Annotated in this window: 26 protein-coding genes, 7 tRNA genes and 1 rRNA gene; 5 read left to right on the top strand and 29 right to left on the bottom strand. The window is 47.6% G+C overall.

Annotated features, from left to right (window positions below; genetic code table 11):
- Window positions 1–2 precede the first annotated feature (2 nt).
- The 14 genes from pepV to ACFO8Q_RS15955 form a co-directional block, all read right to left on the bottom strand.
- Entirely contained in the window at window positions 3–1,385 is a 1,383-nt protein-coding gene (gene pepV, locus ACFO8Q_RS16020) for a dipeptidase PepV (protein ID WP_380026821.1), read from the bottom strand.
- A 13-nt stretch (window positions 1,386–1,398) separates the two neighbouring features.
- Entirely contained in the window at window positions 1,399–2,388 is a 990-nt protein-coding gene (locus ACFO8Q_RS16015) for a substrate-binding domain-containing protein (protein WP_380026820.1), read from the bottom strand.
- 713 nt (window positions 2,389–3,101) lie between these two features.
- A tRNA-Leu gene (locus ACFO8Q_RS16010) sits at window positions 3,102–3,184 on the bottom strand.
- 133 nt (window positions 3,185–3,317) lie between these two features.
- Window positions 3,318–3,392 (bottom strand) — tRNA-Gln (locus ACFO8Q_RS16005).
- 12 nt (window positions 3,393–3,404) lie between these two features.
- Window positions 3,405–3,519: ribosomal RNA gene (rrf, locus tag ACFO8Q_RS16000) — 5S ribosomal RNA — on the bottom strand.
- Window positions 3,520–3,714: 195 nt separating this feature from the next.
- A tRNA-His gene (locus tag ACFO8Q_RS15995) sits at window positions 3,715–3,790 on the bottom strand.
- A gap of 20 nt (window positions 3,791–3,810) precedes the next feature.
- Window positions 3,811–3,886: transfer RNA gene (locus ACFO8Q_RS15990), tRNA-Trp, on the bottom strand.
- Between the two features lie 146 nt (window positions 3,887–4,032).
- Window positions 4,033–4,117 (bottom strand) — tRNA-Tyr (locus ACFO8Q_RS15985).
- Window positions 4,118–4,125: 8 nt separating this feature from the next.
- Window positions 4,126–4,201 (bottom strand) — tRNA-Thr (locus tag ACFO8Q_RS15980).
- Between the two features lie 3 nt (window positions 4,202–4,204).
- A tRNA-Asn gene (locus ACFO8Q_RS15975) sits at window positions 4,205–4,279 on the bottom strand.
- A 176-nt stretch (window positions 4,280–4,455) separates the two neighbouring features.
- Complete coding sequence (locus tag ACFO8Q_RS15970; RefSeq protein ID WP_380026819.1) at window positions 4,456–6,363, bottom strand: ATP-dependent helicase; 1,908 nt, start codon at window positions 6,361–6,363, stop codon at window positions 4,456–4,458.
- Window positions 6,335–6,616, bottom strand: a complete 282-nt coding sequence (locus ACFO8Q_RS15965; protein ID WP_380026818.1) for a hypothetical protein — start codon at window positions 6,614–6,616, stop codon at window positions 6,335–6,337. Before ACFO8Q_RS15965 ends, ACFO8Q_RS15970 begins: the two co-directional genes overlap by 29 nt.
- Before the next feature lie 5 nt (window positions 6,617–6,621).
- A complete protein-coding gene (locus tag ACFO8Q_RS15960; RefSeq protein WP_380026816.1) occupies window positions 6,622–7,338 on the bottom strand; it encodes a hypothetical protein in 717 nt (238 codons plus the stop codon).
- Between the two features lie 64 nt (window positions 7,339–7,402).
- A complete protein-coding gene (locus ACFO8Q_RS15955) occupies window positions 7,403–7,867 on the bottom strand; it encodes a SprT family protein (protein ID WP_380026815.1) in 465 nt (154 codons plus the stop codon).
- A gap of 69 nt (window positions 7,868–7,936) precedes the next feature.
- On the opposite strand from ACFO8Q_RS15955, the gene ACFO8Q_RS15950 reads away from it, so the two are divergent.
- Window positions 7,937–8,623, top strand: coding sequence for a metallophosphoesterase (locus ACFO8Q_RS15950; RefSeq protein ID WP_380026814.1), 687 nt, complete (start codon window positions 7,937–7,939; stop codon window positions 8,621–8,623).
- A 49-nt stretch (window positions 8,624–8,672) separates the two neighbouring features.
- On the opposite strand, the gene folE is transcribed toward ACFO8Q_RS15950, so the two are convergent.
- The 3 genes from folE to ACFO8Q_RS15935 all read right to left on the bottom strand — a co-directional run bounded on the left by folE (window position 8,673) and on the right by ACFO8Q_RS15935 (window position 12,369).
- The gene (gene folE / locus ACFO8Q_RS15945) at window positions 8,673–9,239 is read right to left on the bottom strand and encodes a GTP cyclohydrolase I FolE (protein WP_380026813.1); all 567 of its coding nucleotides are present in this window, start codon (window positions 9,237–9,239) and stop codon (window positions 8,673–8,675) included.
- A gap of 141 nt (window positions 9,240–9,380) precedes the next feature.
- A complete protein-coding gene (locus tag ACFO8Q_RS15940) occupies window positions 9,381–11,840 on the bottom strand; it encodes a transglycosylase domain-containing protein (protein ID WP_380026811.1) in 2,460 nt (819 codons plus the stop codon).
- Window positions 11,841–12,171: 331 nt separating this feature from the next.
- Window positions 12,172–12,369 carry a cold shock domain-containing protein gene (locus ACFO8Q_RS15935; RefSeq protein WP_380026810.1) on the bottom strand — a complete coding sequence of 66 codons (198 nt, stop codon included), beginning with the start codon at window positions 12,367–12,369 and terminating at the stop codon, window positions 12,172–12,174.
- Between the two features lie 105 nt (window positions 12,370–12,474).
- On the opposite strand from ACFO8Q_RS15935, the gene ACFO8Q_RS15930 reads away from it, so the two are divergent.
- A complete protein-coding gene (locus tag ACFO8Q_RS15930) occupies window positions 12,475–13,083 on the top strand; it encodes a DsbA family oxidoreductase (protein WP_380026808.1) in 609 nt (202 codons plus the stop codon).
- Window positions 13,073–13,453, top strand: coding sequence for a hypothetical protein (locus ACFO8Q_RS15925; RefSeq protein ID WP_380026807.1), 381 nt, complete (start codon window positions 13,073–13,075; stop codon window positions 13,451–13,453). Before ACFO8Q_RS15930 ends, ACFO8Q_RS15925 begins: the two co-directional genes overlap by 11 nt.
- A 30-nt stretch (window positions 13,454–13,483) precedes the next feature.
- On the opposite strand, the gene ACFO8Q_RS15920 is transcribed toward ACFO8Q_RS15925, so the two are convergent.
- Both ACFO8Q_RS15920 and ACFO8Q_RS15915 read right to left on the bottom strand, forming a co-directional pair.
- A complete protein-coding gene (locus ACFO8Q_RS15920) occupies window positions 13,484–14,281 on the bottom strand; it encodes an SDR family NAD(P)-dependent oxidoreductase (RefSeq protein ID WP_380026806.1) in 798 nt (265 codons plus the stop codon).
- Between the two features lie 3 nt (window positions 14,282–14,284).
- Window positions 14,285–14,653: a Lin0512 family protein gene (locus ACFO8Q_RS15915; RefSeq protein ID WP_380026805.1), complete on the bottom strand. Its 369-nt coding sequence runs from the start codon at window positions 14,651–14,653 to the stop codon at window positions 14,285–14,287.
- 123 nt (window positions 14,654–14,776) lie between these two features.
- Here ACFO8Q_RS15915 and ACFO8Q_RS15910 point away from each other — a divergent pair, with 123 nt between their 5' ends.
- A complete protein-coding gene (locus ACFO8Q_RS15910) occupies window positions 14,777–15,328 on the top strand; it encodes a hypothetical protein (RefSeq protein WP_380026804.1) in 552 nt (183 codons plus the stop codon).
- Here the strand turns inward: ACFO8Q_RS15910 and nth are convergent.
- Window positions 15,314–15,967 carry an endonuclease III gene (gene nth, locus ACFO8Q_RS15905; RefSeq protein WP_380027036.1) on the bottom strand — a complete coding sequence of 218 codons (654 nt, stop codon included), beginning with the start codon at window positions 15,965–15,967 and terminating at the stop codon, window positions 15,314–15,316. The genes ACFO8Q_RS15910 and nth overlap by 15 nt on opposite strands.
- Before the next feature lie 288 nt (window positions 15,968–16,255).
- Here nth and ACFO8Q_RS15900 point away from each other — a divergent pair, with 288 nt between their 5' ends.
- The gene (locus ACFO8Q_RS15900) at window positions 16,256–16,594 is read left to right on the top strand and encodes a hypothetical protein (RefSeq protein WP_380026803.1); all 339 of its coding nucleotides are present in this window, start codon (window positions 16,256–16,258) and stop codon (window positions 16,592–16,594) included.
- A 161-nt stretch (window positions 16,595–16,755) separates the two neighbouring features.
- On the opposite strand, the gene ACFO8Q_RS15895 is transcribed toward ACFO8Q_RS15900, so the two are convergent.
- The 9 genes from ACFO8Q_RS15895 to ACFO8Q_RS15855 form a co-directional block, all read right to left on the bottom strand.
- Complete coding sequence (locus ACFO8Q_RS15895) at window positions 16,756–16,938, bottom strand: hypothetical protein (protein WP_380026801.1); 183 nt, start codon at window positions 16,936–16,938, stop codon at window positions 16,756–16,758.
- Between the two features lie 45 nt (window positions 16,939–16,983).
- Window positions 16,984–17,595 (bottom strand): MgtC/SapB family protein, encoded by a 612-nt coding sequence (locus ACFO8Q_RS15890; RefSeq protein WP_380026800.1) that lies wholly within the window; start codon window positions 17,593–17,595, stop codon window positions 16,984–16,986.
- Between the two features lie 27 nt (window positions 17,596–17,622).
- Window positions 17,623–20,004 carry a DNA translocase FtsK gene (locus ACFO8Q_RS15885; protein WP_380026799.1) on the bottom strand — a complete coding sequence of 794 codons (2,382 nt, stop codon included), beginning with the start codon at window positions 20,002–20,004 and terminating at the stop codon, window positions 17,623–17,625.
- Between the two features lie 164 nt (window positions 20,005–20,168).
- On the bottom strand, window positions 20,169–20,393 hold the full coding sequence (locus tag ACFO8Q_RS15880) for a YlzJ-like family protein (protein WP_380026798.1): 225 nt from the start codon (window positions 20,391–20,393) through the stop codon (window positions 20,169–20,171).
- Window positions 20,393–21,163, bottom strand: coding sequence for a ClpP family protease (locus tag ACFO8Q_RS15875; protein WP_380027034.1), 771 nt, complete (start codon window positions 21,161–21,163; stop codon window positions 20,393–20,395). Before ACFO8Q_RS15875 ends, ACFO8Q_RS15880 begins: the two co-directional genes overlap by 1 nt.
- 121 nt (window positions 21,164–21,284) lie before the next feature.
- Window positions 21,285–22,985 (bottom strand): ribonuclease J, encoded by a 1,701-nt coding sequence (locus ACFO8Q_RS15870; RefSeq protein WP_465251892.1) that lies wholly within the window; start codon window positions 22,983–22,985, stop codon window positions 21,285–21,287.
- A gap of 279 nt (window positions 22,986–23,264) precedes the next feature.
- Window positions 23,265–24,143: a 4-hydroxy-tetrahydrodipicolinate synthase gene (gene dapA / locus ACFO8Q_RS15865; RefSeq protein ID WP_380026796.1), complete on the bottom strand. Its 879-nt coding sequence runs from the start codon at window positions 24,141–24,143 to the stop codon at window positions 23,265–23,267.
- A gap of 38 nt (window positions 24,144–24,181) precedes the next feature.
- Entirely contained in the window at window positions 24,182–25,396 is a 1,215-nt protein-coding gene (dapG, locus tag ACFO8Q_RS15860) for an aspartate kinase (RefSeq protein ID WP_380026795.1), read from the bottom strand.
- 13 nt (window positions 25,397–25,409) lie between these two features.
- On the bottom strand, window positions 25,410–26,447 hold the full coding sequence (locus ACFO8Q_RS15855) for an aspartate-semialdehyde dehydrogenase (RefSeq protein ID WP_380026794.1): 1,038 nt from the start codon (window positions 26,445–26,447) through the stop codon (window positions 25,410–25,412).
- Window positions 26,448–26,528 lie beyond the last annotated feature (81 nt).

Here is a 26,528-nt window from a genome sequence, read left to right as displayed (position 1 = left end):
GATCACTTCGCTAACTCATAGATGGCATTTGCATACAGATTGGTAATCTGAATCAGATGCTCAATGTCAATGCATTCATCCTTTTGATGGGCCAAATCTTCCATACCTGGGAACAGAGGGCCAAATGCCACTGCATTCGGTATAGCGCGGGCATAGGTACCGCCTCCTATTGCAAGGGGTACGGATGATTGATGCGCAAGTTTTTCATATACCCGCTGAAGCGTCGTAACCACAGGAGAATCCTTGGGTACATAGAGAGGCTTCTTATCATTGAGCACGTCCAATTGAAAACTGAATTGTCTTACTGTTTGTTGAACCAATTGTACCAGTTCTTCACCCGTTCGGTCTATAGGATATCGAACATCAAACACCATTCGAACCGAATTTTCGTTCACTTCAAGAAGTCCGAGGTTACACGATAGCTTTCCCGTTATTTCATCGGAACATTGAATCCCCAAAAAACTTCCCTCAGGATCGGCGGACGACAAGAACTCGAAAAACGCTGATTCGGCAGATGGGAATTGACTAAGGATTTTCCCCATGAGAGTGATTGCATTCACGCCAAGTTCCGGTAAACTGCCGTGGGCTGATTTCCCTTCAACTGTCAAAGCAAATTTAGTTTCCCCTTGTTCGGACAGCGTATAAGATATTCCGTGTTCGTTACAAAATCGTTCAAGTGTTGTTTGGAAAACCGGAATGTATTGGGATGAAACAATCAGTGTGGCTCTGCAAGAATCGGGTACCATATTGGGGCGATCTCCCCCAATAATTTCGACAGGATACAGGTTGATTCCATGAACGGAATCCCTTGGTTTAGACAACGCGAAATGCAGAATCCCCTTTTCCGCATAGATCAAAGGGAAATCAGCATCAGGGGTGAACCCTCCCCAAGGGAGCGGTTCTTTCCGAAAATAGTGATCCATGCAGCGCCAGTCTGTTTCCTCATCAATACCGAGAATCAAACGGACTTTTTTCCTGAGAGGCAGACCGCTTGCTTTGACGGCCAACAATCCGTAAAAGGCTGCCATTGCCGGTCCTTTGTCATCAATGGCTCCTCTTGCAAAGATCTTTCCCTCATGAATCTCAGCGCCAAATGGCGGATAAGTCCAGCCTGTCCCGGCGGGAACAACATCGAGATGAGCAAGTACCGCAACGTATTCATCTGAATCGCCGATCTCGATATGTCCCGCGTAGCCATCAACGTTTCGAACCTTACACCCGTGTGAGACACCCAGATTCAACATGTACTGCAATGCTCGGTCGGTCTCTTCACCAAAAGGTTTGTTCGGGTCGCAGCTTTCTTCTCCGACACTTGGAATCCGCAGAAGTTCCTGCAGACAACCGATGATTTGCTGACGATGGGACTGAATCCACGATCCAAACAAATCGACAGGCCTCCTATGTGGATTTGCGAACTGTCATATCGTGCGGCAGGATAACGGAAAACTCCTCCACCGGTTCATCGTGAATCAATTTGGTCATAAATCGCATAGCTACCGCACCCATATCATAAATCGGCTGTGAAATGGTGGTCAATTCAGGCCGAACCATGATGGCCAATCGAGTGTTGTCGAATGCGATCACTCGCACCTGGTCGGGGACCGCAAGCCCAGCATCGAGACAAGCATGGATGGAGGCAACACCAAGTTCGTCACTAACGGCAATAATTCCGTCAGGTTGGGGATTGGAGGTTAATTCCCGTTGCAGCAAATCAAGTCCATGCTCATACCGCAAATCGGAACATTCAAGGATTCGCGCTTGAAGCCCCGCTTCTTTGACCGCTTTTAAATACCCTTTTTGCCGTGGTTCCCCGATCACGGGATGGTCGGACGGTCCGCTCAGCAGCAAGATATTTTTACAATCTTTTTGAGTCAGGAATTTGGTTGCATCATACGCGGCTTGTTCACTGTCAATATTTACGGATGGAATTCGGCCTTCCGGATCAACTGTTGCACAAAGAACGACCGGCAGTTGAGCCTCCTCAAAGGCTTTCAACAAATCGGCAGTCAAACGGTCGCCCATAAAAAGGACTCCGTCCACCTGCTTCTCCCACATGGTTCCCATCAGGTCAATTTCTCTTTCGGTTTGAGCATCCGAATTGCTAAGGATAATTTGGTAAGCATACATGGTAGCAATATCTTCCATACCACGAACCATTTCCGCTACAAATGGAGCCGAAACATCGGGTACAATGATGCCGATCGTCTTGGTTTTTTTACTGGCCAGTCCTCGTGCAACTGCATTCGGACGGTAGCCAAGTGCCTGGATGGCATCCAGCACCTTTCGCTTGGTTTCATCTTTCACAACTGCTGTTCCGTTAAGAACACGAGAAACGGTTGCCATCGACACTCCAGCTTCCCTTGCCACATCATAAATTGTTACGCTCACAGTTCAACACCTACTTTGACGGCTCGTATAGTTACTCTATATTATCATATCACAATACAAAAAACACAGGGACCAACGCCCTGTGTTTAATTTTCAATATGGTGGAGGCTGACGGGATCGAACCGCCGTCCCTCCGCTTGTAAGGCAGATGCTCTCCCGAGCTCAGGGCACACACTGGTTTAATTGCATTCTCCTGTTATAGAATCACCGTCCTTTAGCACGAATGCATGAAGGGAACAGGCAGACCCTTCCCGTTCGCCAAATACACCCTTTACAAACATCAGGAAGATTCTTGGACTCGTCTTGAAAGCGTTCAGAAACAGCAATGTAAGGGCTTTTGTTCATTCCGATTGCTCCAATCCCCAAAAATTTACAACAAAAAACAGTATGCGCACCCTTACAAGCTCCTATTCGTTGTTTCCGTTGATTTTCAGGAAATTGGTGGAGGTTCTGCGTCCGCATTTCTGCCATTACGTTTGCCTTTCAAAGTTTCTTGCCACATTAAGTAACGTCTACTTGAAATTGTGGCAATAATTCTTTTCTTTTACATACAGAAAAACCCTCCTAGTGCCGTTGGCAATCAGAAGGGCTAACGTTCAAACATCAGTCCAGTGTGTCTGTGAATCCTCGTTCAGCTTCACTGGACTATTCGTTTTTGTACGCATATTTACTGAGAAGTCGAAACGCGAAAACCCGCGTCATTTCTGAAAAAGTGGTGCGGATGGAGGGACTTGAACCCCCACGGTCGCCCGCTGGAACCTAAATCCAGTGCGTCTGCCAATTCCGCCACATCCGCAAGTGTATTTTCGGGCTACCATCCTCAAGGCACGACTTGGCACTTCAGTGCCATAGCGTGACCTAGTACTCTTGAGTGAAAGTACTCGGAATAAGCCTCGGAGCCTTCCCGTCACTTTGATGGGCCCTAGTCTTGGCTGGGGAGGAAGGGATCGAACCTTCGCATGACGGAGTCAAAGTCCGTTGCCTTACCGCTTGGCGACTCCCCAAAAGTAAAAAACGCCTAGCAACGACCTACTCTCCCAGGGCTCGTGCCCAAGTACCATCGGCGCAGGAGAGCTTAACTTCCGTGTTCGGGATGGGAACGGGTGTGTCCTCTCCGCCATAGTCACTAGACCTACAAGACGTAGCGTCGTTCGACGTTCCGACGGTCACCGATGGCCTAGTGTCGACGATGTCACAGGACGAGGCGTTTATCGTCGACCGGCATGGACGCCGGTGCCTTTAGTCGAACTTCCGCTGTTACCCCACGAAGTGAAGTGATGGAGTTTGTTCCGAGCACTTCGCGGGAACCTCGGAACAAACTTGGTATGGGGTGAGTGATGGGAATCGAACCCACGAGTCCCGGAGCCACAATCCGGTGCGTTAACCACTTCGCCACACCCACCATATAAAGTTTAAGAAAATTGGCAGGGGCAGCAGGACTTGAACCCACGACATGCGGTTTTGGAGACCGCCGTTCTACCAACTGAACTATGCCCCTATAAAACACCCCACCAAGTGAAGTGAAGCTTTGAAGCGTATTCCGAGTACTTTGCGGGGACCCCGGAAAAAGCCCAAAAAGAGCCCAAGTAATTAGCAGGGCCAGGAACAGCTTTCCAGAGTTCCTTCGAAGAACTCAACAATCACTGGTGGAGGGAGAAGGATTCGAACCTTCGAAGGCGAAGCCAACGGATTTACAGTCCGCCCCATTTGGCCACTTTGGTATCCCTCCAACTTCAATGGAGCCAGCGACAGGAATCGAACCCGCGACCTACTGATTACAAGTCAGTTGCTCTACCTGCTGAGCTACGCTGGCAAATGGCTCCTCGAGTAGGGTTCGAACCTACGACCCTCCGGTTAACAGCCGGATGCTCTACCGCTGAGCTATCGAGGAATAGTTGAGACATCGTGTAGAATACCACGAAAATCGTCCAATCGTCAAGCACCAGCTTCAATTGTTTTTCAAGCCGGTGGGACAAGCGACGAAATTTATAATACCATGTACACCGAATCATCTCAACATGATTTATGAGGACCAATCAAACAAAATTCTACAATGGACGTTATTATTTAAATCTTTCTCATGGTTGCTTTGATTTCATCCAAAAATGGACTTCGCTCGATCTTTTCACCCCGGTATTGCTGCGGTGCAAATAAATACAACTGTTCCTTCGCCCTAGTGATTCCAACATAAAACAAGCGCCGTTCTTCCTCCACGGATTCTTGGGATTCTTTCTCTTTCAGTGACTTGCTGTGCGGCACCATCCCTTTGACGAGACCAATCAAAAAAACAGTTTTAAACTCAAGTCCCTTAGCTTTATGGAACGTCATCAACTGAATGCCGCGGTCTGTCCTTTTCGCTTGCCGCAGAACCTCGTTTACCTTCTCCACGTGAGCCAGAAAATCCGCAATGGTTTCATAAGGAAGAACCGCTTGTTCCAATACCTCGACAGGTTCGAATATAAACTCTTTTTTCTGTCGGGTTCTTTCACTGTAGTCGTCCAGATATTGATCGTAACCGACTTGTTTGCGAATAAACCGTAAAGCTTCCCGCGGAGTCATTCCGGCTATTTTCTTTAAATCCCAGGCCATCTCTTCAAGTTTTCGCCGCTTCCAGGTTTCAAGCCCGGGCAGTTCCATCAATGTATGCACACACGAACGGTCCGGATCGTAATTACTCGATAAGAATACGGATATCTTGTCTTGATAAATATAACGCTTCGGACGATTGAGAATTGTTACAAGCGATTCCACATCGGAAGGCCTCAGAGCAAGCTTGAAATAAGCCAGAATATCCCGGATCTGCCATTGCACATAAAAATTGGCATCCGAATCTTTCATGCAAAACGGAATTTCCCGGCGAACCATTTCATCCACCAATGCGCGTCCCTGAATATTGGTTCGAAACAGCACCGCGATCTCCTCAATTTTTTCGTCTGCCTGCATTTGCTGTTGAATGCGTTCCAACACCATTATCGCTTCTGACCGCTCGTCAGCAGGAAATAACAGAACCGGCGGCTCACCTTTTTTCCCGGTACCCGAAAGCTTCTTGAATTCCCGTTTCTCATTGCACTCAATTACCGCACATGAAGTTTCGATAATGGGATCGGTCGAACGGTAATTCATTGCAAGGACAACTTTTTTTGCTCGCGGAAATTCCTGATGAAAATTCAGAAGAAAATCAACGCGGGAACCCCTGAAGCGATAGATCGACTGATCATCGTCGCCAACAATGCACAGGTCGCTGTTAACGGCGAGCATTTTAACGATCTCATACTGCACATGGTTCGTATCCTGAAATTCGTCCACCAAAATATGCCTGTACTTATTTGCAAATTCCTGCCGGATATCCGGTTGGCTTGTCAGCAATCGATAGCATTCCACCAAAATATCATCGTAATCCCAGCGGTGATTTTTTAATTTCCAGTCTTCGTATGCTTTATACCGCCGTTTAAAATCAAGATATTCCCGTTTCTGGGGCTTGATTTGCTCATGCAGGATTAAATTGTTTTTACAAAGGCCGATTTTGGTGAGAAGGTCATTGATTTGCTCATCGTCACCATCCTGTCCCTCACTGCGCAGCAATTCTCTAGCGATCAGACGCTGTTCCCATTCTTCCAGGAGTTTGGGCACACTGCCGTATGACCGAAGCAAAATTCTAAGAAAAATCGAATGAAACGTTCCCGCATCACAAGACTGGGCTTTTAACGAACCGATACCCGGCAGCGCCGCAAGCCGGTTCCGCATTTCTTCCGCTGCCGCTTTGGTAAATGTCACGATAAGCATATCCCGTGGGTGAACACCCGCTACCTGCATCAAATAAGATGCCCGACACGTTAACACAGTTGTTTTGCCGCTTCCGGGACCGGCAAAAACGACAAGCGGTCCGCCAACATGCGTGACCGCTTCTTTCTGGGGTTGGTTCAATTCAATGCCGGCGCTCTTTAAATCATCGAAAAATTTTTCTTCCCTGTTCATCTTCAGACTTTGTTACCCCCAAAATCGATTGAAAACCGGGATTTTCCCACTTTTGTATGAAAGCGCGGAATAAGCGGATTTTCTCGAGCAGCATTTTTCTTTCCTCAAGCAAACTGCGGATGTTTTGAAGATCCCCGCGATTAAAAAATTCCAACGCGAGTTCCGGCATCTCCATGACCCTGCTTTCCCATTTATCCACAACGGTCCGCAAACGATCAAACCTTTCGTGAAGACGATCCCCCGCTGGTTTCATACCCTTTATACGTTAACAGGTTCTTTCTGTTGGCTCCATTTGTTTACCAGTTGCTGAAGATCATCAATGAAACCGGCAATCCGCTTTTTTTCCCCCATCAGCCGCTCGATCGATCGCAGATCCTCTGAATTAAATTTCTCGATCACCTCTTTCGGAATTTCCTGATCCCTTTGCTGCAATTGTGTCAAATACCCTTCAATCTCTGCTGCGACAAGCGTTACCAAGTCTTCATGCTGGTTCATTGTTGCTTCCCCCTTCACCGGTTCTAACGAATCATCAATCGAATCAAGTTCCCATTCTGTCAGCACCCAATCGCCCTCTTCAAGCCTCGCGAATCTCCAATCCCTTTCCAGATCCACCCGGGACATTAATTCGCCCTTGCTTCTCTGCGTCCGCTGCTGAAGCATGCGCAGAACCTCTCCCTGCTTGAAAGGGCAACGGTAATATTGAAAAAGGGCGTAAACCTCGTTGTGCAGTTCATCAGATTCCAATTGCCGCAAAGTCCATTTTTGTCCATCCTGAACAAAGGCACCGTGCGGTGCATTCAACGCCTTGTGGATACGCATTCTCAAGGTTTCTCTTGATCTTTGTTCACGAAATGAATACTCTTCCGCAACAATAATTGCCAACTCTTCTTCCGATAACGGATTCCCGTTTTCGTACAGAATTCGCTTCAGGGCTCCCTCCAGGCTGTATCGAAATGACCAGATTACCTGCTGCACGAAATGCACCCCCCTCACAAAGGAAACATCATTACCCTCTTCTACAAAAAAGGCCCGAATCCTTCTAGAAATCTTGGTTTTTAGCGATCATCTTAAGCCTTCCGCGACATGCCCCGCAGCAGTACTTTCGTGTATCGATTTTTCTTTTACGCTGGAATTCAACCCCGCATCCCGAACATCTGTAGAAATACCGGGTTGTTACACTTCGGCGAATGCCTGTGTCCTTGCAATAACGGGTTCCCCCAACCTGCTGCAGCAGCTTTTTAAAATCGGCATCACCGTGACGATACCCTTTCCCTTCAAGATGAAGATGGTAATGACAGAGTTCATGCTTAATGATTCCGATTAATTCGTCCATGCCATGGATCTGCAGCGGCCGCGGATTGATCTCAATATCATGGCTGGCCAGCAAATACCTTCCTCCGGTCGTTTGCAGGCGCGCATTAAAGCGGGCTTTATGCCGAAACGGTTTGCCAAAGCCTGTAATCGATAGATGTTCGACGAGATTTTGAAGTTCCTGATCTGTCATGCAGCGACCCTCAGCTTTTATCATAGTTAAAATTCATGTTACAATCTGGATTAGAAAGGTTGTGTACATGTGCGTATATTTGCGATAGGTGACCCTCATCTTTCATTTGCAGTCGACAAACCAATGGATATATTTGGTTCCCAATGGGAGAATCATCCGGCTAAATTGCAAGAGGAATGGATCCAAACAGTCAGACCCGAAGATTGGGTGCTGATTCCCGGGGACATCTCCTGGGGTATGCGTCTGGAAGAAGCAAAACCGGATCTGGAGTTCCTCGGTCAATTGCCCGGGAGAAAAATCCTGATTCGCGGCAATCATGACTACTGGTGGTCGACCATTTCCAAAGTCCGCGGAATTTTACCGGCAGATATGTACGCATTGCAGAATGACTCCATAAGGATCGGTGATATTGCGATTTGTGGAACTCGCGGTTGGAATTGCCCGGGGGGATATGATTTTGACGAACACGATCGACTGGTGTACGAGCGGGAAGTTTCCCGTTTGGAACTTTCCCTGAAGAACGCGGATCAACAAGCGATAGAAAAGTGGGTCATGCTTCATTATCCGCCGACCAATGAAAAACATCAAGAGTCCGGGTTTCTTGACGTCATGAGACAATATAACGTGTCTGTGTGCATCTATGGTCATCTCCACGGTGACGGCCATCGCAACGCGATGCTCGGAGAACACTATGGCATCGGGTTTTATCTTACGTCCTGCGATTATTTAAACTTCAAACCTCTGCAACTCCGGTAAAAAGGTGTCCTGCAAAAAGAAAGGACGCCTTTCTTGACGTCCGGGACTCTCAACAATTCCGAATCAATGCAAAAACTTCATCGCGAGCAGCTTTATCTTCTTGGTAAATTCCTCTCACAGCGGTCGTTACAGTCCGGCTGCCCGGTTTGTTGACTCCCCGCATGGACATGCACATGTGTTCCGCTTCAATCATCACGATGGCTCCCTGGGCTTCCAGCTTGTTCATCAATGTATCGGCCACCGTAGAGGTTATCCGTTCCTGCAATTGGGGTCGGCGAGCCACAGTTTCTACCAGACGTGCCAACTTGCTTAGACCTGTTACCCGTCCATCTCTCGGCAGATAGGCGACATGCGCTTTCCCGAAAAACGGCACCAAATGATGTTCGCACATCGAATAAAAGGGAATGTCACGCACCAAAACAACTTCTTCGTGCAGTTCATTAAAAATTGCGCTCAGTTCATCTTCGGGATGTTTGTGCAGTCCGGAAAAGACTTCCTCGTACATACGGGCAACCCTTTTTGGCGTATCCAACAATCCTTCACGGTCAGGATCTTCCCCGACGGCTTCCAGGATCATGCGTACCGCTTGTTCAAGCTTAGCTCGGTCGAATGACATGATCTATACCTCCATCTACGTACGACAATTTTCGGCAATTATTACCACACCACTATATCATAATTATTCTAAGCTGTTAAGAAGGAAAGACCCCCGATACAGGATCGGGGATCGTTCGAGATTCATTCGATGTTCATTGGTTTAGAGGTTAGGAAGAACTCCTCCGCCCGAATTTGGATCTCCTGTTCCTCCGGTCGAACCGCCTCCGGATTGACCGCCGGTGCCACCGGAGCCGCCGGTATTGCCACCGGTACCTCCCGATCCACCAGTGCCGGTTGATCCTCCCGGTAAGATGCCGGTATTGTCTCCACCCGTTCCGGGTGTCGGCGGTTTGGCTGGATCCTTCGGTTTATCTTTTTCTTTTTCTTTCTCTTTGTCCTTGGCATCTTTATCCTTATCCTTCGGTTGCTCTGTTTTGATCGGTACCAAATTTGATTGAGCAAGCTCTTTCCCATTCGCGTCGTAGGCGCTTACCGAATAATAATAGGATTTCCCAGGCTGGGCATCTGTATCAACAAAGACAGGCTCTTTCAACATCATGCCTATTGGAATGCCACCCTCAGTCTGTCCAGCATTCTCGGTACGGAAGACATTGTACTGGACGTCCCCTTTAAGGGAGTTCCACTTGAGCGTAACCGCTTTTCCATTCCATTCACCCGAGACTTGAAGCACTTGGGGTTCTTCTTTCTTCGGTTCTTCAACCGGTGCTACATTAAACGAACCCTTAGGATAATTCTTCAGCGCTTGCGGCATCACTTTGCTAAAAAGCTGGGCGGGATATGCACTGACAAATCTGCTTGGCTGATCTTTCAGATAGTGGTTGTCATCGGTCACGTCAAATCCCATCCAGACAGCCGCCACCAATTCCGGGGTATATCCCACAAACCACGTATCTTTGTTGGAACCCGCAATCTCTCTTTTATATTCGGTAGTCCCGGTCTTACCTGCCACCGCCCGATCCGGCAACCTGGCAGCAGTTCCTGTTCCTTTGTTTACAACCACCTGTAATAATGATGTCATCGTAGACGCTGTCGATTCCTTCATTACTTGAACAGGAGAAACCTTAGTTTGCGCCAGAATCGCGCCCGACCCGGTGGTAATTTTGGTAATTGCATGGGCGGGAATACGTACCCCTTTGTTTGCGAACGCTTGATAAGCATCAGCCATATTTAAAGGCGAGACTCCCTGGGTGAAAGCGCCCAGCGCGATTGCATAGTTGTTATCATTCTTGTGAAAAGGAATCCCTGCCTTTTCGGCAAACTTTTTACCTTCGGGTATTCCAATGTCAGCTAACACATCTACAGCAGGAATATTCCAAGACTGTCTCAGTGCTTCCCACATGGGTACCTGTTCACGAGGGGTCCTGTGATTATCCCAGTCATTTGGGACGAATCCCCCATAGTTAGATCCTTTTTTGTCGTTCAACATGGTGTCCGGATGATACTTGTTCGGATACAAATCGATTGCCGGACCATAAGACAGCAGCGGCTTAATCGAAGAACCCGGTTGTCTTCCCGAAAATACATCCGAGAGAAACGCCCGGTTCAGGTTTTGGAATGAATCCACATCCCGTGCGCCTGCGAGTGCGACAATTCCGCCGGTCTTATGATTTACAATCACCATTGCACCTTGTACAGGTGTCTTGTCGGCCGCATTGGGAGGAAAATTGGCCGGATCCCTGAACTGCTTTTCCACAGCTTCTTGTGCATTTGTATCCAAATGAGTGTAGATATTAAGGCCACCGCGCAGTATTTGATGTCTCGGTATGCCGTATTTTTCTTCGGCTTCCTGCAGGATATAATCCACGTACTGAGGATAGCTGATATTATTCGGATCGGATTTCTTGTAGTTAGGGTTTACTTTTACCTTCTTTGCTTCATTTGCTTGTTGCTCTGTAATATAGCCCTCCTGAATCATGTTATCCAATACGATATCGCGACGTTTATATGCTTGGTCCAGATTGTTGTAGTAATAGGAAGGAGCTTGCGGCAAACCGGCCAAAAAAGCTGCTTCGCCCAAACTGAGTTTATTGTTCCCGTCTCCTCCGACCGATTTATTAAAATAAATCTTCGCTGCTGCTTCTATTCCCAAGATTGACGGATGAAAGTTCACCTTGTTCATATACATTTCAAGAATATCATCTTTTGTGTATTCTCTTTCGATCTGCATCGCAAGGGCGATTTCCTTAATTTTACGCGTAAATGTTTTGTCTTGATCACCCAAAAGCGCGTTTCTTGCTAACTGCTGGGTAATGGTACTGCCGCCCTCAGCCTTGCTGCCGGTGATAATATCCTTATAAACTGCCCGGGCAATGGCCCTGTAACTGATCCCGTCATGATCGTAAAATTGACGGTCCTCAGTCGCAACGATCGCTTGCTTGAGATACTCCGGTACTTTTGCGTACGGGACTGGATCCCCTTTATTTAAACGAATTTCCACAGCAGGTTTCTGGTTTCTGTCATATATTCTAGTTACTGTATTTGGCGTTTCTAATTTGGAAGGATCCATTGCGGGCAAGGTAACAGCGCACCCTACACCGAGGACAATGGTTCCGGTAATAATCATCGCAAGCACAATACTGCGAATTACTTTTTTTCCCATTCGGTTTCACCTCTCCCCAGCCATTCTACTCTATTCTGGCCCATTCTTCGAACCCGAGAATTGCGAAATTATCCTTGAATCTCCTGATATCGCCCGAATCTGCCGGATTATTTCCCTTTCTTACTGTGCTTCCCCCCTGAGACTTCCCCAATAATAAAATAGAGGGAACTTCTCCCTCCAAATAAGACGTCTTTTATATTCAATTCGTTACGAATTTTGATTTTTGTCCGTAACCAAAAAAACTCCGAATCGATTCGATTCGGAGATCTATTTCACTTACAAGACTCCTGGATGTTACCCATACAGGAAAAGTAAGCGTTCGATTCTGTAATTAGAGCTTAACGACGTTTGCCGCTTGCGGTCCACGGTTTCCTTCAACGATGTCAAAAGACACGAGTTGACCCTCTTCAAGAGTCTTGAAACCTTCAGTCTGAATTGCGGAGAAGTGTACGAATACATCGCCACCGTCTTCACGCTCGATAAAACCGTAACCTTTTTCTGCATTGAACCATTTTACTTTTCCTTGCATGGGAAACCTCCTACAGGTACATTAAAAATTAGATGTTACATTAGACATTCTACCAAGTGCGGAAAATGAAGTCAAATTGAGGAGTAAGGGGGAAATATGAAAAATATGGACAAACAACTGACGTATTTTTACGATTATAATTGTCCTTATTGTTACATCAGTTATGTGATGATCGAGAAACTGTCGCAGGAAATTGCAATCGATTTGCAGTTGGTTTCCTGGAAAATGCCAGAAAACGCCGTCGTCGACCCAAAGCCGCCCAATTACAAGCAGGAGGGCACCAAGGTGGCAACAGATCTTGCCCAACAACTGAACGTACCGATCCGTTTCGATTCACCGGTTACCGGAACCCGAGCCGCGCACGAAGCAACCAAAATTGCATTTGTGATGGGAAAAGGACTGGAATATGGCCGGAAAGTATTCGATTCCAAATGGGTCGAAGGGAAAGATATCTCAGATCGGGAATTCCTGATTGAAATCGCCGGCCAATTAGGGTTGGATACGGAAGAATTCCGTACCGCATTTTTGAACAGGCAGGGAAAGAAAGCGGTAGAAGATGATTTCCGGCGCAGCTTTGACCAAAAAATCTGGACAATTCCTTCGTATCAAGCCCAAGGCCGTGAAATTCAGATCCATCACTTTAAAGACATGCCTTCAATTGAAGAATTACGGAATTTTATTCTGCAGGGAGAGTTCTTTTTAGATGAAAAATAAGAAACCGATACCTTTGCAATCGATTTATACCGTGTTTATGGAAGAACCCGACGATTTTTATTTTCACCCGAGAGGGGTTCTTTTCGTTGATGTCGAGGGGAATCACACCTTATTCTGTTCCGATGTGGACCATAATTTTTTGTTAAAAGTGATTCGCAAATTCCCTTATAAAGATCTTGAACAAGGCATCCAATATAATGATTATCAATTTGAGCTCAAAAACCTGACGCTCCAAATGCAGGAGAAATACGGAAATTCTCCGCAAGCTATCCCGCTGGTTCTTAAAGAGTTGTATCAAACAAGTCCTCGCCAGTATGCTTTTCTGGAAAAAACCATGGCAACCAATTCGGTATATTCCCACCTCACTTAATAGAAAAAGCCGGAGATCCTCCAATAAGGATCAATCCGGCTGTTTTTTTTCCATCCTGTACAATCTTCCGGTACCTCGCGCAAACAGAGTTGGCATTAACGCTTTAAACTTGACTATAGGAGCCATGCCTGCCGGTACCATCACTTGAGGAATTTCTTCTTCGACCGCCCGGACAATGGCTTGTGCGACTTCCTCCGGTTTGCGCATAAACCTTTTTGCCACTTTCGGTATCGGTTCCGAGTAGGCTTTTTCAAAAAACGGAGTGTCCACAGGACCGGGGTTTATTGTAGTGACTTTGATCCCATATTCCCGAACTTCCTCTCTTAACGCTTCCGAAAGTCCGATAACGGCAAATTTTGTGGCGGCATATCCGCCGTGGGTAGGGGCGGCCACAAATCCCGCCATTGATGCAACGTTCACCACATGCCCCATTTTTTGCCCGACCATGTGCGGAACAATCGCTTGTATGCAGCGAACAACACCGAGATAATTGACATCCATCATATCTTGTATATCTTTCATGTCGGCTTCAAGAATCGGAGCATACACTCCAAATCCTGCATTGTTCACAAGAACATCTATCCGGCCGTAATGCTTCAACACTTTATTGGCCATCGATGCAACCGACTCAGAATCCGTTACATCTACCGGAACAATGAAACATGTACCGCCTTTACCCCGTATTAATTCGGATAATTCATTGAGCTTGTTTAAAGACCTGGCTGCAATTGCCAGCAAAGATCCTCTCTCGGCGAACGCGAGTGCGGTTTCCCAACCGATTCCACTGGAACTTCCGGTAATTAGCACAACCCTGTCTTTGACGTTCATTCGTTATTCACCCGTTTCATAGCCGACTTCAACTGCGGCGTTTACAATGTAGACAAGATCATTTCGATCTCCTTTATCCGGAAGGACAACTCCGCTCGAACACAGAAGCCCCCCCTGAACGACTTCCACCGTTACCTTGCCATACGGAAAAACACCGTTTACCTGCTCAATATCGATCTTATCGGCATCCGCAGGCACCCCAAGCTTTACATGAACACGCATGTTATTGATGTCCCGGCCTGGCAGCAGTTCTCTAAGTCCGGGCATTGAATTGTGTTGAATTGCGTTACGCGCCGCCCTTATGCACGCGACTGTGATGTCCTGCCCGTGCAAATCAACGCCCATTCCGATTTCGATAAACATTACTTTCATGTTTTTCACCTCATTACCGAACGTATGTTCTTGACAAGATTGCTCGCTTTTACTACTATTTACTTAACAACCCAGACTCCTCAACAGTGCAGACTTTAACAGCTCTGAAGGAGATGAAGTGCGATGCTGCTTGCGACCTCTCATTGGAACGAATTAATTGCAAGATATGTGATTGACAACTACTCTTGTCCTTTTGATCTGGTGCTGAACGGTTTCCGCGATTCCGACATCGTGAAACGGGTTAGCGACGAACTGCTTCGAAACGTAGAATCGCCCCCGGTTTCTACCGGTCTGTATGAATATCTATGCTCTTTGCCGGATCATTTATTTAATCTTATTTGTTTTGACGCTGAGTCTCTGCTCGCTATGAACCCGATTGATCAGAAAAGATTGCTGGACGAGGCTTTACGGGTGTTATCCCCCGGGGGGCATTGTACCTTTCTGATTGCTGACGGTGTTCGATCCGGAAAGATCGTACCGAAAGGGTTCCAGCTTGTACACCGGTTTCTGTCAAGCCGGTATAAAGTAGTCACCATTATGAACGAGCAGTCCAGCCCAGGTCTGCCGTTTCAACTTGCTCCCCACCAATACTTGGCCGTTTTTCAAAAGCCAACCGACAGGAAGAAACAACTCCTTCGCCAAACCACCGCGCGGTCTCGTCTATCCCTTCTTTAAGAGTTTTTTGTTTTCTTTTTTATAAAATGCGCAAATTTCTTGCATAGGACAGATATGACATTTTGGACTCCGGGCACTGCATACCCTTCGACCATGCAGAATTAATGCATGATGTGCAAATGTCCATTTTTCCTTTGGAAGTTTCCTCATAAGGTCTTTTTCGGTATCAAGGACATTTGTGGCCTTTGTTAATCCGAGTCGGTGAGACAGACGATCCACATGAGTGTCAACTGCAATCGCCGGTACTCCAAACGCTGTGCTGATCACTACATTCGCAGTCTTTCTCCCCACTCCCGGCAAGGCAACGAGTGCATCGTAATCGTTTGGCACCTCTCTTCCGTATTTTTCCACCAGAATTCTGCATGTCTCCAAAATATGCTTTGCCTTAGAGCGAAATAAACCGATCCTCCGAATCTCGTTTTCCAGTTTTTCCTGTGTTAACTCAAGGTAATCTTCCGGCTTCGGATATTTCGCGAACAGTCCGGGAGTTACTTCGTTTACCAGCTTATCCGTACATTGCGCGGATAAGATCACAGCAATCAACAGTTCGAACGGATTTCGGTGAACCAGTTCACAGTCTGCATCGGGATACAAGTTTTCCAAATGCTGAAGAAGGATAGGAATCTCAATCTTTTTCATATTTTTAAGTGTGACGCAAAACGAATCTTTTTTCAATCATTTTGCTGCACTTTTTGCTGCACTTTAGCATTTTTCAGCCTCAAGAATCAATGAACGTTCCGTGCTCTCGCAAACCCAAGTGGTTACAAAGGAAATAACAATATTTAGAAAGCCAGGGATTTAGGAGGTGGATTCCGAAGGTATACCTATACCAGATTGTGCATATCATGAAATATAAGTCTTTTTCGATGACTGAAACAGTTGCGGTCGGAAACTGACAAACACATAATACAAGATGAGGTGTTTCTTATGATGTCAGGTTCCGAAAATGAACGGGAAGTAGCAAAAGCATTCCTTCAGCTTGACTTTTATTTAAAAGCTCTTCGGCTGCCTATCACAGTGAAAGATGTTTACCGCAGGGCGTACAAAAAGCGTCTCGGCGATTACTATCACGAACACTGGATTGATCTTGTCCTGGAGGATCCGGATTTTCAAGATTGCATCCAAGAACCTTTCACCGCTGTGACTATTTTCGAAACGCTAAGAGAAAATGGACACACGCCGATTATTTACGCACTTTTCCGTATGACCCGCCGCATGAACATTGGCTATTCCCATGCATATGTGATAGGGATAACGCAAGAATAAAAGACCCGCTACCGGGTCTTTTTTCATTCTGTCAGCGCCTTTGCCTCCGGCGTCTGTATGCAACCAGGTAAAAAATCAATCCAATGGACAAGATCACAGTGCCATACCAGATCCAATTCCCCCACGCTATCCATGCGGGATACATGCTCATCCTCCTTGTCCTAAGAGAAGTGCTTCTCTAACTCTGCTACAAAAGCTTTCAAAGACGATTCCGTGCCTGCTCCAAAATCTTCATCCAGCGATTCGTATTCCTTGAGGTCATTTTTCAGCACCTCGAGCACATGCCTGAGCATCGTTTCCGGAACCTCGTATATGCTAATTACACGCGAACTTTCGGAACGCACGGTGAGCCCCCTTCTCTTTTTTGGTAGTATGGGCAGATTGAAAGATCATGATTCTTCCCGCTGCATCGAAGACGGATTCTTCCGGTTCCCCCTGCGGTGGCCTCGAGGCACATTTGGCCTGCCAAGGCTGCGAGTTCTGCGTGTTACACGGTCTCCTATCTGCGCGTCAGGAGCATTCGATCCCTGCCGCGTCTCTTTCCATTCGGAAAAAACTTTCGGAAATAAATGATGAAAATCAAGAATGATGTATGCAAATACGGAAGCGGACAGAGCCGGAATATACATGCCTGCTGACAGCATCAGACCAATTGCGCTGGCCGTCCACATACCGGCCGCTGTGGTGAGTCCTTTCACGTGGGACCCGGTTTTGATGATCGCTCCGGCTCCCAAAAATCCAACCCCTGCCACCACTTGGGCGGCAATTCGCCCTGTGTCCTGAAATGCAGACCCAAAGGCAGGAAATCCATAGATGGAAGCAAGTCCGAACAAACATGAACCAAAGCAGGTTAAGGTATACGTACGAAACCCGGCTCCTCTTTGTCGATTCACGTCTTTAAAATGACGTTCCCGCTCCAGTCCCATAATAGCTCCGGCGAGAAACGCCAAAAATAGTCGCAATAAAATAACGGTCAGAGAGTCCGGAAATAAATGGCCCATCATTTCACCCTGCCTTTTCTAGGTGTTCTATGATTCTGCTTGCATGTCTTCCCATTGTTCCTTGGTTAATCGTACTTCTCGCGGTTTCGATCCTTCAAATGAACCCACAATCCCGCGTTCTTCCATCTGGTCAATCAAGCGGGCGGCGCGTGAATATCCCACCTTCAGACGCCGCTGGATCATCGACACGGAAGCTTGTTCCGATTCAACAACCAGTTTCACTGCTTCCCAGAATAAAGCATCCAAATCTCCATCTTCTGTTGAACTTTCCTCTTTCGGGGCGGACAAATCCAGGTGATACGAGGCGGATTGCTGCTGTTTTGCGTAAGAAACCAATCTTTCCACTTCCACTTCCGACAAGAACGCTCCCTGCAAACGAATCGGTTTTGATTCCCCAACCGGAAGATACAGCATATCGCCGCGGCCGAGCAGCTTCTCTGCGCCACCCATATCCAGAATTGTCCGCGAATCCATCTGGGACGAAACCGCAAATGCAATCCGGGACGGGATATTGGCCTTAATAACGCCGGTAATTACATCGACGGATGGGCGTTGGGTTGCAAGGATTAAGTGAATTCCTGCCGCTCGGGCCATTTGGGCAAGGCGGCAAATCGCATCTTCGACATCGCCGGGAGCCACCATCATCAAATCGGCCAATTCATCGATAATCACAACGATGTATGGCAGGAGCTGTTGTGAACGCTCCACCATGAGAGCATTATAGCCCTCCATGTTGCGGGTGCCTTCTTTCGCAAACAGCCCATATCGGTGTTCCATTTCCTGCACCACTTTTTTGAGCGCATAAGCGGCTCTCCTAGGGTCAGTCACCACAGGCGCGAGCAGATGAGGAATACCGTTGTATACATTTAACTCGACCATTTTTGGGTCGATCATGATAAACTTCACTTCACTCGGTTTCGCTTTATAAAGAATCGATGTGATAATGCCGTTGATACAGACAGACTTTCCCGAACCGGTGGCCCCTGCCACGAGAAGATGCGGCATTTTCATCAGGCTGCCAACAATCGGTGCTCCTGAAATATCGCGGCCCAGCGCTATGGACAGTTTCGACGGCGATGATTGAAATTCGGTTGATTCAATGACTTCTCTTAAAGTGACAATCGCTATTTCCCGATTCGGAACCTCGATCCCTACGGCCGATTTTCCGGGAATCGGAGCCTCGATACGAATATCCTTTGCAGCTAGTGCCAATGCCAAATCATCTGCCAGGTTTACAATACGGGAAACCTTTACTCCCACTGCAGGTTGAATCTCATAACGTGTAACGGTCGGCCCCCGATGCGCCTCGGTAACTTTCACTTGAACGCCAAAGCTGGCCAGGGTCTCCTGCAGCTTTAAGGCGTTGGATTCCAAATCCTTCCGGTCCCCTCCCGCTCTCGGCCCGTAAGGGCTCTCCAATAAAGTGAGCGGTGGAATCTCATATGCTTCATCCTGTGTTTGCATTTGAAGAACCAATGGATCTGTCGCCTCATAATCAGGAATCGGCTCTTTGAGCGGCTTCGCGAATTGTTTTTCTTTATAGCGAACCGTGATCTGCGCCGGGTTCTTATCGCCGGAGGGGGGCTGTTTGGCCTCACCCTGCCCCCCCTCATCAAGAAGTTGATCGGCAAAATCCATAATCTTTAGAGGCAGCCCATCGTTAAAATTCCCGTCCGCAGCGGCAGCCATAGCATGTTCGCCTTTTACGCCCTGCCGGTTTTCTTTTTGCTTGCGAGCGTCCTTTTTTCCGGAAGGATCCGGTTTCAGAAGTTCGATCGCCTCTTTAACGTCTGCTTTCAATTTGCCAACCCGGCCTTGCACTACTTCCCGTCCTTTTGCGAGAAATGCTACCATCGATCTGCCGGTAATCATGATCAGGGAGACGGTTCCCAGAATTGATAGAACAAACATGGTCCCCGCAGTGTCGAACAATTTATGCATCAACATAAAAACCGCATACCCAACTAAGCCGCCGCCGGCACTAGGAGGTACACTCGCTCTACCTGTCATGTTTCCGGAGAAGGCATCATGGAGTGTTTGAATTCGGGTTATCGTTACCTTCAATAACTCCGGTTCTCTGCTGGAGGCTGCCATGATACCAGTATATAGATTCAGGTGGCTCCAGGCCAGCAGCACCAAAATAAACAAAAGAACGCCATATTGCCGCATCGACATGCGCAGAGGCTGACGTTTTACCATGATGTAAAATGCAACAAAGATCAGGTAGAGCCCTATGATCCAATACCAGTTTCCGGCCACAAACATGAAAAGGTGTGCAATAAACTTGCCTACCCACCCCATTCCGGCCAGCGAAAGGCCTGCTGCCGCCAATAATAGCAGTCCGATAATCTCATATTTAATAAGCTGTTTTGCCTGCTGAACCGCACTGTTCTTTTTCCTTCTACCCATATATCCCGCTCCCAAGTGAAAAAAACTGGCATTTCCCAAGTCAAGGGGCACCGGTGGAATGCCTGGCAAAGAAAGAGCACCCGGAGGGTGCTGGAGATATCTTGCCTATACGTAATTGTTTCTTCACGCAGCGTCTTTTTCCTGCATAAGAGGTGGATTTTTCGTTAGTGGGACTGTTGAAAAATCGGTACCGTTGTCCCCGGGGAGATAGCTGCATTCAAATAATCATACGGATTGGGTGACAATAATCGAACAACCCTGCCGCACCCTTGGCCGCAAGGCTCTACCAGCATTTTCACCCCTTGGTACTCTGTCTCGATCCAATTGCAAGTCATCGACTCAAACCCCTCCATGACTGTTTCCAGAGGTATGGCCGCCCAATACAGCATTATTGAACAACTCCCATGGTTTTGTATTGACGGTATTGATCGATCAGCTGGTTCAATTTCTTCATCGCGTCACCGAGACCGCCAATTTGATCGATGAGTCCGTATTCCACCGCGTCCTTCCCAACCACCGTTGTACCGATATCCCGGGCCAACTCGCCCGTTTTCAGCATCAGCTCTCTAAACTTCTGCTCATCGATGCGAGAATGTTTGGTGACAAATCGGATCACCCTCTCCTGCATTTTCTCAAGATACTCGAACGACTGGGGCACACCGATCACCAGACCGGTAAGCCGTATCGGATGAATGGTCATAGTCGCTGTTTCGCTAATAAAAGAATAATTGGATGCGACCGCAATTGGCACACCGATCGAGTGTCCGCCGCCCAATACCAAAGTCACGGTCGGTTTGGACATGGAAGCGATCATTTCCGCTATGGCAAGCCCTGCTTCGACATCTCCGCCAACCGTATTCAGGATGATGAGTACACCTTCAATTTTTTCATTCTGCTCCGCTGCCACCAGTTGAGGGATAATGTGCTCGTATTTCGTTGTTTTGTTCTGTGGCGGAAGCACAATGTGACCCTCTACCTGTCCGATTACGGATATAACGAAGATATTTGACTCATCACTCGAGGCAACCCGAGTCTGTCCCAAGGTTTCAATGTTTTCAAGCGTCGGGTTTTGCCTTACCTCGCTTTGCGGAGCGGAGGGCCGGGTCGTAGTAGTAGCGGGATCATCCGGAAAAGAGGGTGGATTGATGTGAGCGAACATCCAATCTTCTTTTTGCATGCTCTTGTCAGCTCCTTTACACGTTTCGCGTCTAGTATGATTCACAGAGCGGTTTTGCATACAAAAAAGCCTGATGTTTCCATCAGGCTTGCCTGTTTACTGCTTAAACCTCCATAATGATCGGCAGAATCATCGGCCGACGGCGGGTTTGTTCGTATAGATAACGCCCAAGCGCATCCCGTACACCATTCTTTAATGACGACCACTCGTTTACGTTATCAGAAACCATCTTAGCGAGAGTATTCATCACAATTTTATTAGCCTCTTCCAAGAGTTCTTCCGATTCCCTTACATAAACAAAGCCGCGGGAGATAATGTCCGGACCGGAAAGGATGGTTCCATCCTGTTTGGATAGAGTCACGACCACTACAAGGATTCCGTCTTGGGAAAGAAGTTTGCGATCGCGAAGAACGATATTTCCGACATCACCGACGCCCAAGCCGTCAATCAATACATTGCCTGCCGTGTACTTCGGACCGAGTCGGCCTTTTCCACCCTGAAACTCAATCGAGTCTCCGATATCAACGATAAAAATATGATCAGGATCGACGCCGGTCTGAACCGCCAAATCCGCATGCCGCTTTTGCATACGGTATTCACCGTGAACAGGAATAAAGTATTTGGGACGAATCAGATTCAGCATCAGTTTTAATTCTTCCTGGCTGGCGTGACCCGATACGTGGATCCCCGATACGGCCTGATAAATTACATTGGCTCCAATGCGGAACAATTGGTCAATCGTTCGGGAAATAAATTTTTCATTCCCCGGAATCGGAGAGGACGCGATAATTACCGTATCTCCAGGCATCACTTCCACTTTGCGGTGAGTGGCTCGTGCCATCCGTGTCAATGCGGACATCGGTTCCCCTTGGCTGCCGGTTGAAAGAATTGCAATCTTGTCAGCCGGAAGCTTATTCACCTCGTCCGGGTCCACCAAGGTTCCCGGATTCACCCGCAAGTACCCAAGATCATGCGCTATCGTGATATTATTCACCATGCTCCGGCCAACTACAGCCAGCTTTCTGCCGTACTTTTCCGCGGCATCGATGATCTGTTGAATACGATGCAAATTTGATGCGAAAGTCGCAATAATAATCCGTCGTTCAGCCGTTGCGAAACACTCGCTGATCGTTTGTCCGACAACCCTTTCCGACATTGTATAGCCGGCCCGTTCAGCATTCGTACTGTCAGACAATAAGGCAAGCACGCCTTTCTGGCCAAGTTCCGCCAATTTGTGAAAATCTGCAGGACGTCCGTCTACCGGTGTAAAATCAAATTTAAAGTCGCCGGTATGAACGACGACACCCTCCGGTGTATCAATTGCAAAACCTACAGTGTCTGGAATACTATGGTTATTGTTAAATACACTTACTGTGAAATCCCCTAATTTGATTACGCTTTGGTTCGTAATTACGTTTAATTTGGTCGTTTCCAGCAATCCGTGCTCCCGGAGCTTCCCTTCGACCAACCCTAAAGTAAGTCGAGTTCCATATACTGGCACATTTAAATTTTTTAAAAAATAAGGGAGACCCCCAATATGGTCTTCGTGTCCATGAGTAAGCAACACCGCACGAACCTTTGTCTTGTTCTCCAGAAGATAGGAAATGTCCGGGATGACAATATCAATCCCCAACATCTCCTCCTCAGGAAATTTCAATCCGGCATCAACTACTATGATGTCGTTTCCATACGAATAAGCGGTCATATTTTTGCCGATCTCACCGACTCCGCCCAATGGAATGATCGACAGTTTGTTTTGTGACTTGCTCAAAACTGCACCTCCATGTGTGTTATTTTCTCTCATTTTGCCCCAGTTCGTGTTCGTCATAACCCGCACCAGTCCACTTGCCATCATTATACATGAACCCCTATCGTGGACACAAGGTTCCTCTCTGTAATAATATGGGCAAATAAAAAAGAGCCCCCTGTGCTTGGGCTCATAAATTGTATTCGGGGTCCCCGACAAAAGCACGACTTGGCACTTCAGTGCCTTAGCGTGACTTAGTACTCTTGAGTGAAAGTACTCGGTGTTTATCCGGGTCCCCAACAAAGTGCTTGCACTTTGTTGGGGCAGTGCATTGCTTCACTTCACTTTGTGGGGTGATATCATCTCGCGAAGAATTCCAACCATTTTGTCATCTGCTTCCACCAGCGGCAGACGAACTCCGCCAACCGGCACGCCAATCATGTTTAAAGCTGCTTTTACCGGAGCCGGATTTGGCATTAAGAACAATGACTCAAAAATAGGCAGCAGCTTGTTGTGCAGTGCTGTCGCTCTTTCAACCTCTCCTGCAAGGAAAGCCTCGATCAATTCTTTCATTTCAAGACCTACCACGTGGGAGGCCACCGAGACGATTCCGTATCCGCCTAACGCCAAGAAAGGCAGCAGCATTTTATCGTCACCAGAGTAGACCGTATAGTTTTCCGGCCGATTGGCAAGCAATTTCAATACCTGATTCACGTCTCCGGTCGCTTCTTTCATCGCTACGATGTTTGGGATTTCTGCCAGCCGCAGCTGCGTCTCAACATCGATGTTCACCGAGCTTCGCCCCGGAATGTTATACAGCATGTTTGGTAGCGGTGTGGCTTCCGCAATCTCTTTAAAATGTCGGTACAACCCTTCCTGTGAAGGACGGTTGTAATAGGGTGCAACCACCAACAGACCGTCGATCCCGCATTGTTCTGCCTCTTTGGACAGACGAACGGACGCTGCCGTATCGTTGGAACCGGTCCCGGCAATCACTTTCACTCTTCCCGCGGCAAACTCTGCCACTTTTTTAAACAAATCCAGTTTCTCGTCGTGTGACAAGGTCGGTGATTCACCGGTTGTACCCGCCACCACAATCGCAGTAGTGCCAGTTTCAATTAAATGGTCAACCAGTTTTTCCAGTCGTCCGTAATCAATATGCAAATTATCATCAAAAGGGGTTACCATCGCGGTAACCAGTCTTCCAAAGTCCAATCCTTCCACCACCTAAGCTAAATTGACCAGATGTTTCACTATGCGTGTAACTTAAATTTTGTATGAAGGGCGCGTATGGCTTTCACCATATCTTCTTGCCGGACCAAGCACCAAATTGTGGTATGGGAGTCGGCAGACTGCAACACTTCAATGTCTTCTGCTGTCAATGCTTCAAGAATAGTAGCCATTACACCGGGAACCCCGGCAATACCGGCTCCCACCGCAGAAACTTTTGCACAATTTGGCAGGAGTTCCGGTTCAAACCCCAATTCCCGGATAAGAGCGGCCGCTTTTTCTCCGTCTTCGCTGAAAACGGTAAACGCTACTCCTGCAGGGGTAACCGAAATAAAATCCACTGAAATCCGGTTATCCGCCATCGTTTTAAACACTTTCAACTGGTTGCCGCCTGTTGGTGAACAAGCAACTTTTATTTGCGTGATATTTAAAGTTTGTGTGATACCGGTGAGCACCTGATCCTTCAAACCGCGAGCTTCTATCCGGTCTGCTTCCGCCTGGCTGACAATTAATGTTCCTTCATCTTTTGACAGGGTCGATCTCACTCGAACCGGAATGTTTTTCTGCATCGCGATTTCCACCGCACGAGGGTGTATGACTTTTGCCCCCGAATAAGCCAGGTTGCAAATCTCTGCATAGGTTACAGTCTGCAATTTACGAGCATCTTTTATAATTCGCGGATCCGCTGTCATGATTCCGTCAACATCCGTAAAAATATCCACTACTTCCGCGTTGAGTGCGACGCCTAAAGCGGTAGCCGACGTGTCGCTTCCGCCCCGTCCAAGAGTTGTAATATCCCCGTTTTCAGCAGCTCCTTGGAAACCTGCTACAATTACAATCTTTTCTTGTTCTAATTCTTGCAAAATGCGCTTAGGATTAACTGTGATGATTTGCGCATTTGTATGATCATCATTTGTCACAATGCCTGCCTGGCCCCCGGTTAAGACACAGTTGTCATAACCGCGGCTTCTCAGCATGCTGGAGAATACAACACCGGAAATCAGTTCTCCGCAGGACATTAACAAATCCCGTTCCCGCCGCGAACATGCATCCGGCGGATCCAATAAAGAAAGCAGGGTATCGGTTGCGTATGGGTCTCCTTTTCGCCCCATGGCCGAAACAACCACTACAACGTGATACCCGGCTCTGACAGCATCTTCAATATGGTTGATCGCAAGCAGTCGGTGCTCACGGGTTGCAACCGAGGTCCCGCCAAACTTCTGAACGATAATACGCATCGAGAACCCCTCTTTACTTTGATTTCACCATATGTTCGGCAATTTGAACGGCGTTCAAAGCTGCACCCTTCAAGACATTATCCGAAACAATCCACAGATTTAACCCACGCGGGTGGAAGAGATCCCGCCGAATTCGTCCCACAAAGGTGTCATACTGGCCGGCTGCTTCTGTCGCCAACGGGTAAGCCTGTTCTTCCAGATCATCAACCACTTTCACACCGGGAGCGGATTCCAGCAGAGAGCGCACTTCAGCCAGATCGAACGGTTTGCGAGTTTCTACGTAAACCGCCTCGGAATGCCCGAAGAATACCGGGATACGAACGCATGTAGGAGTGATCTGAATCGAATCGTCTGCAAAGATTTTGCGGGTTTCGTTCACCATTTTCATTTCTTCGCGGGAAAATCCGTTTTCTTCAAACACATCAATTTGCGGAATTGCGTTGAATGCGATCTGGTGATGTTTCGGAAGTGATTTCACCGGCAAAATCTGTGGATTTGCCGGCTCTCCGTTTAACACCGCACGTGTTTGCTCCCGCAATTCATCGATCGCCGCTTGACCGGAACCGGAAACGGCCTGATAAGTAGAAACCACTATTCTATCGATTCCATACGCATCATAAATGGGCTTCAGCGCCACAACCATTTGGATTGTGGAGCAATTCGGATTTGCAATGATTCCACTATGCTGCGATATCGTATGAGCATTGACTTCAGGTACGACGAGAGGAACTTCCGGAAGCATTCGGAATGCACTGGTGTTGTCGATCACCACCGCTCCTCGTTCCACAGCGGCAGGAGCCAATTTTTCAGAAATGGACCCTCCGGCCGAGAAGAGCGCAAAATCAATCCCTTCAAAAGATTCCGGAGTCGCTTCTTGTACGGTATATGTGTTGCCCTTAAAATTGACTCGTTGCCCCGCCGATCTTGCGGACGCCAAGGGACGCAGCTCTCCTACCGGAAAATTGCGTTTTTCAAGTGTCTCCAACATCTTTTGTCCAACTGCACCTGTTACCCCAACCACTGCTACGTTATAAAGCTTTTTCCTCTCCATCATTAGCACTCCTTACACTACCATCTGTGCCAAAACGGCAAGACCGGCAACCGCACCGGGCCTTATCCGTTTCGGCTCAAT

The sequence above is a fragment of the Effusibacillus consociatus genome, assembly GCF_042652925.1.
GTDB classification, from domain to species: domain Bacteria; phylum Bacillota; class Bacilli; order Tumebacillales; family Effusibacillaceae; genus Effusibacillus; species Effusibacillus consociatus.
Note: the sequence above shows the minus strand (reverse complement) of the source record. Positions and strands in the feature narration are given on the sequence as shown.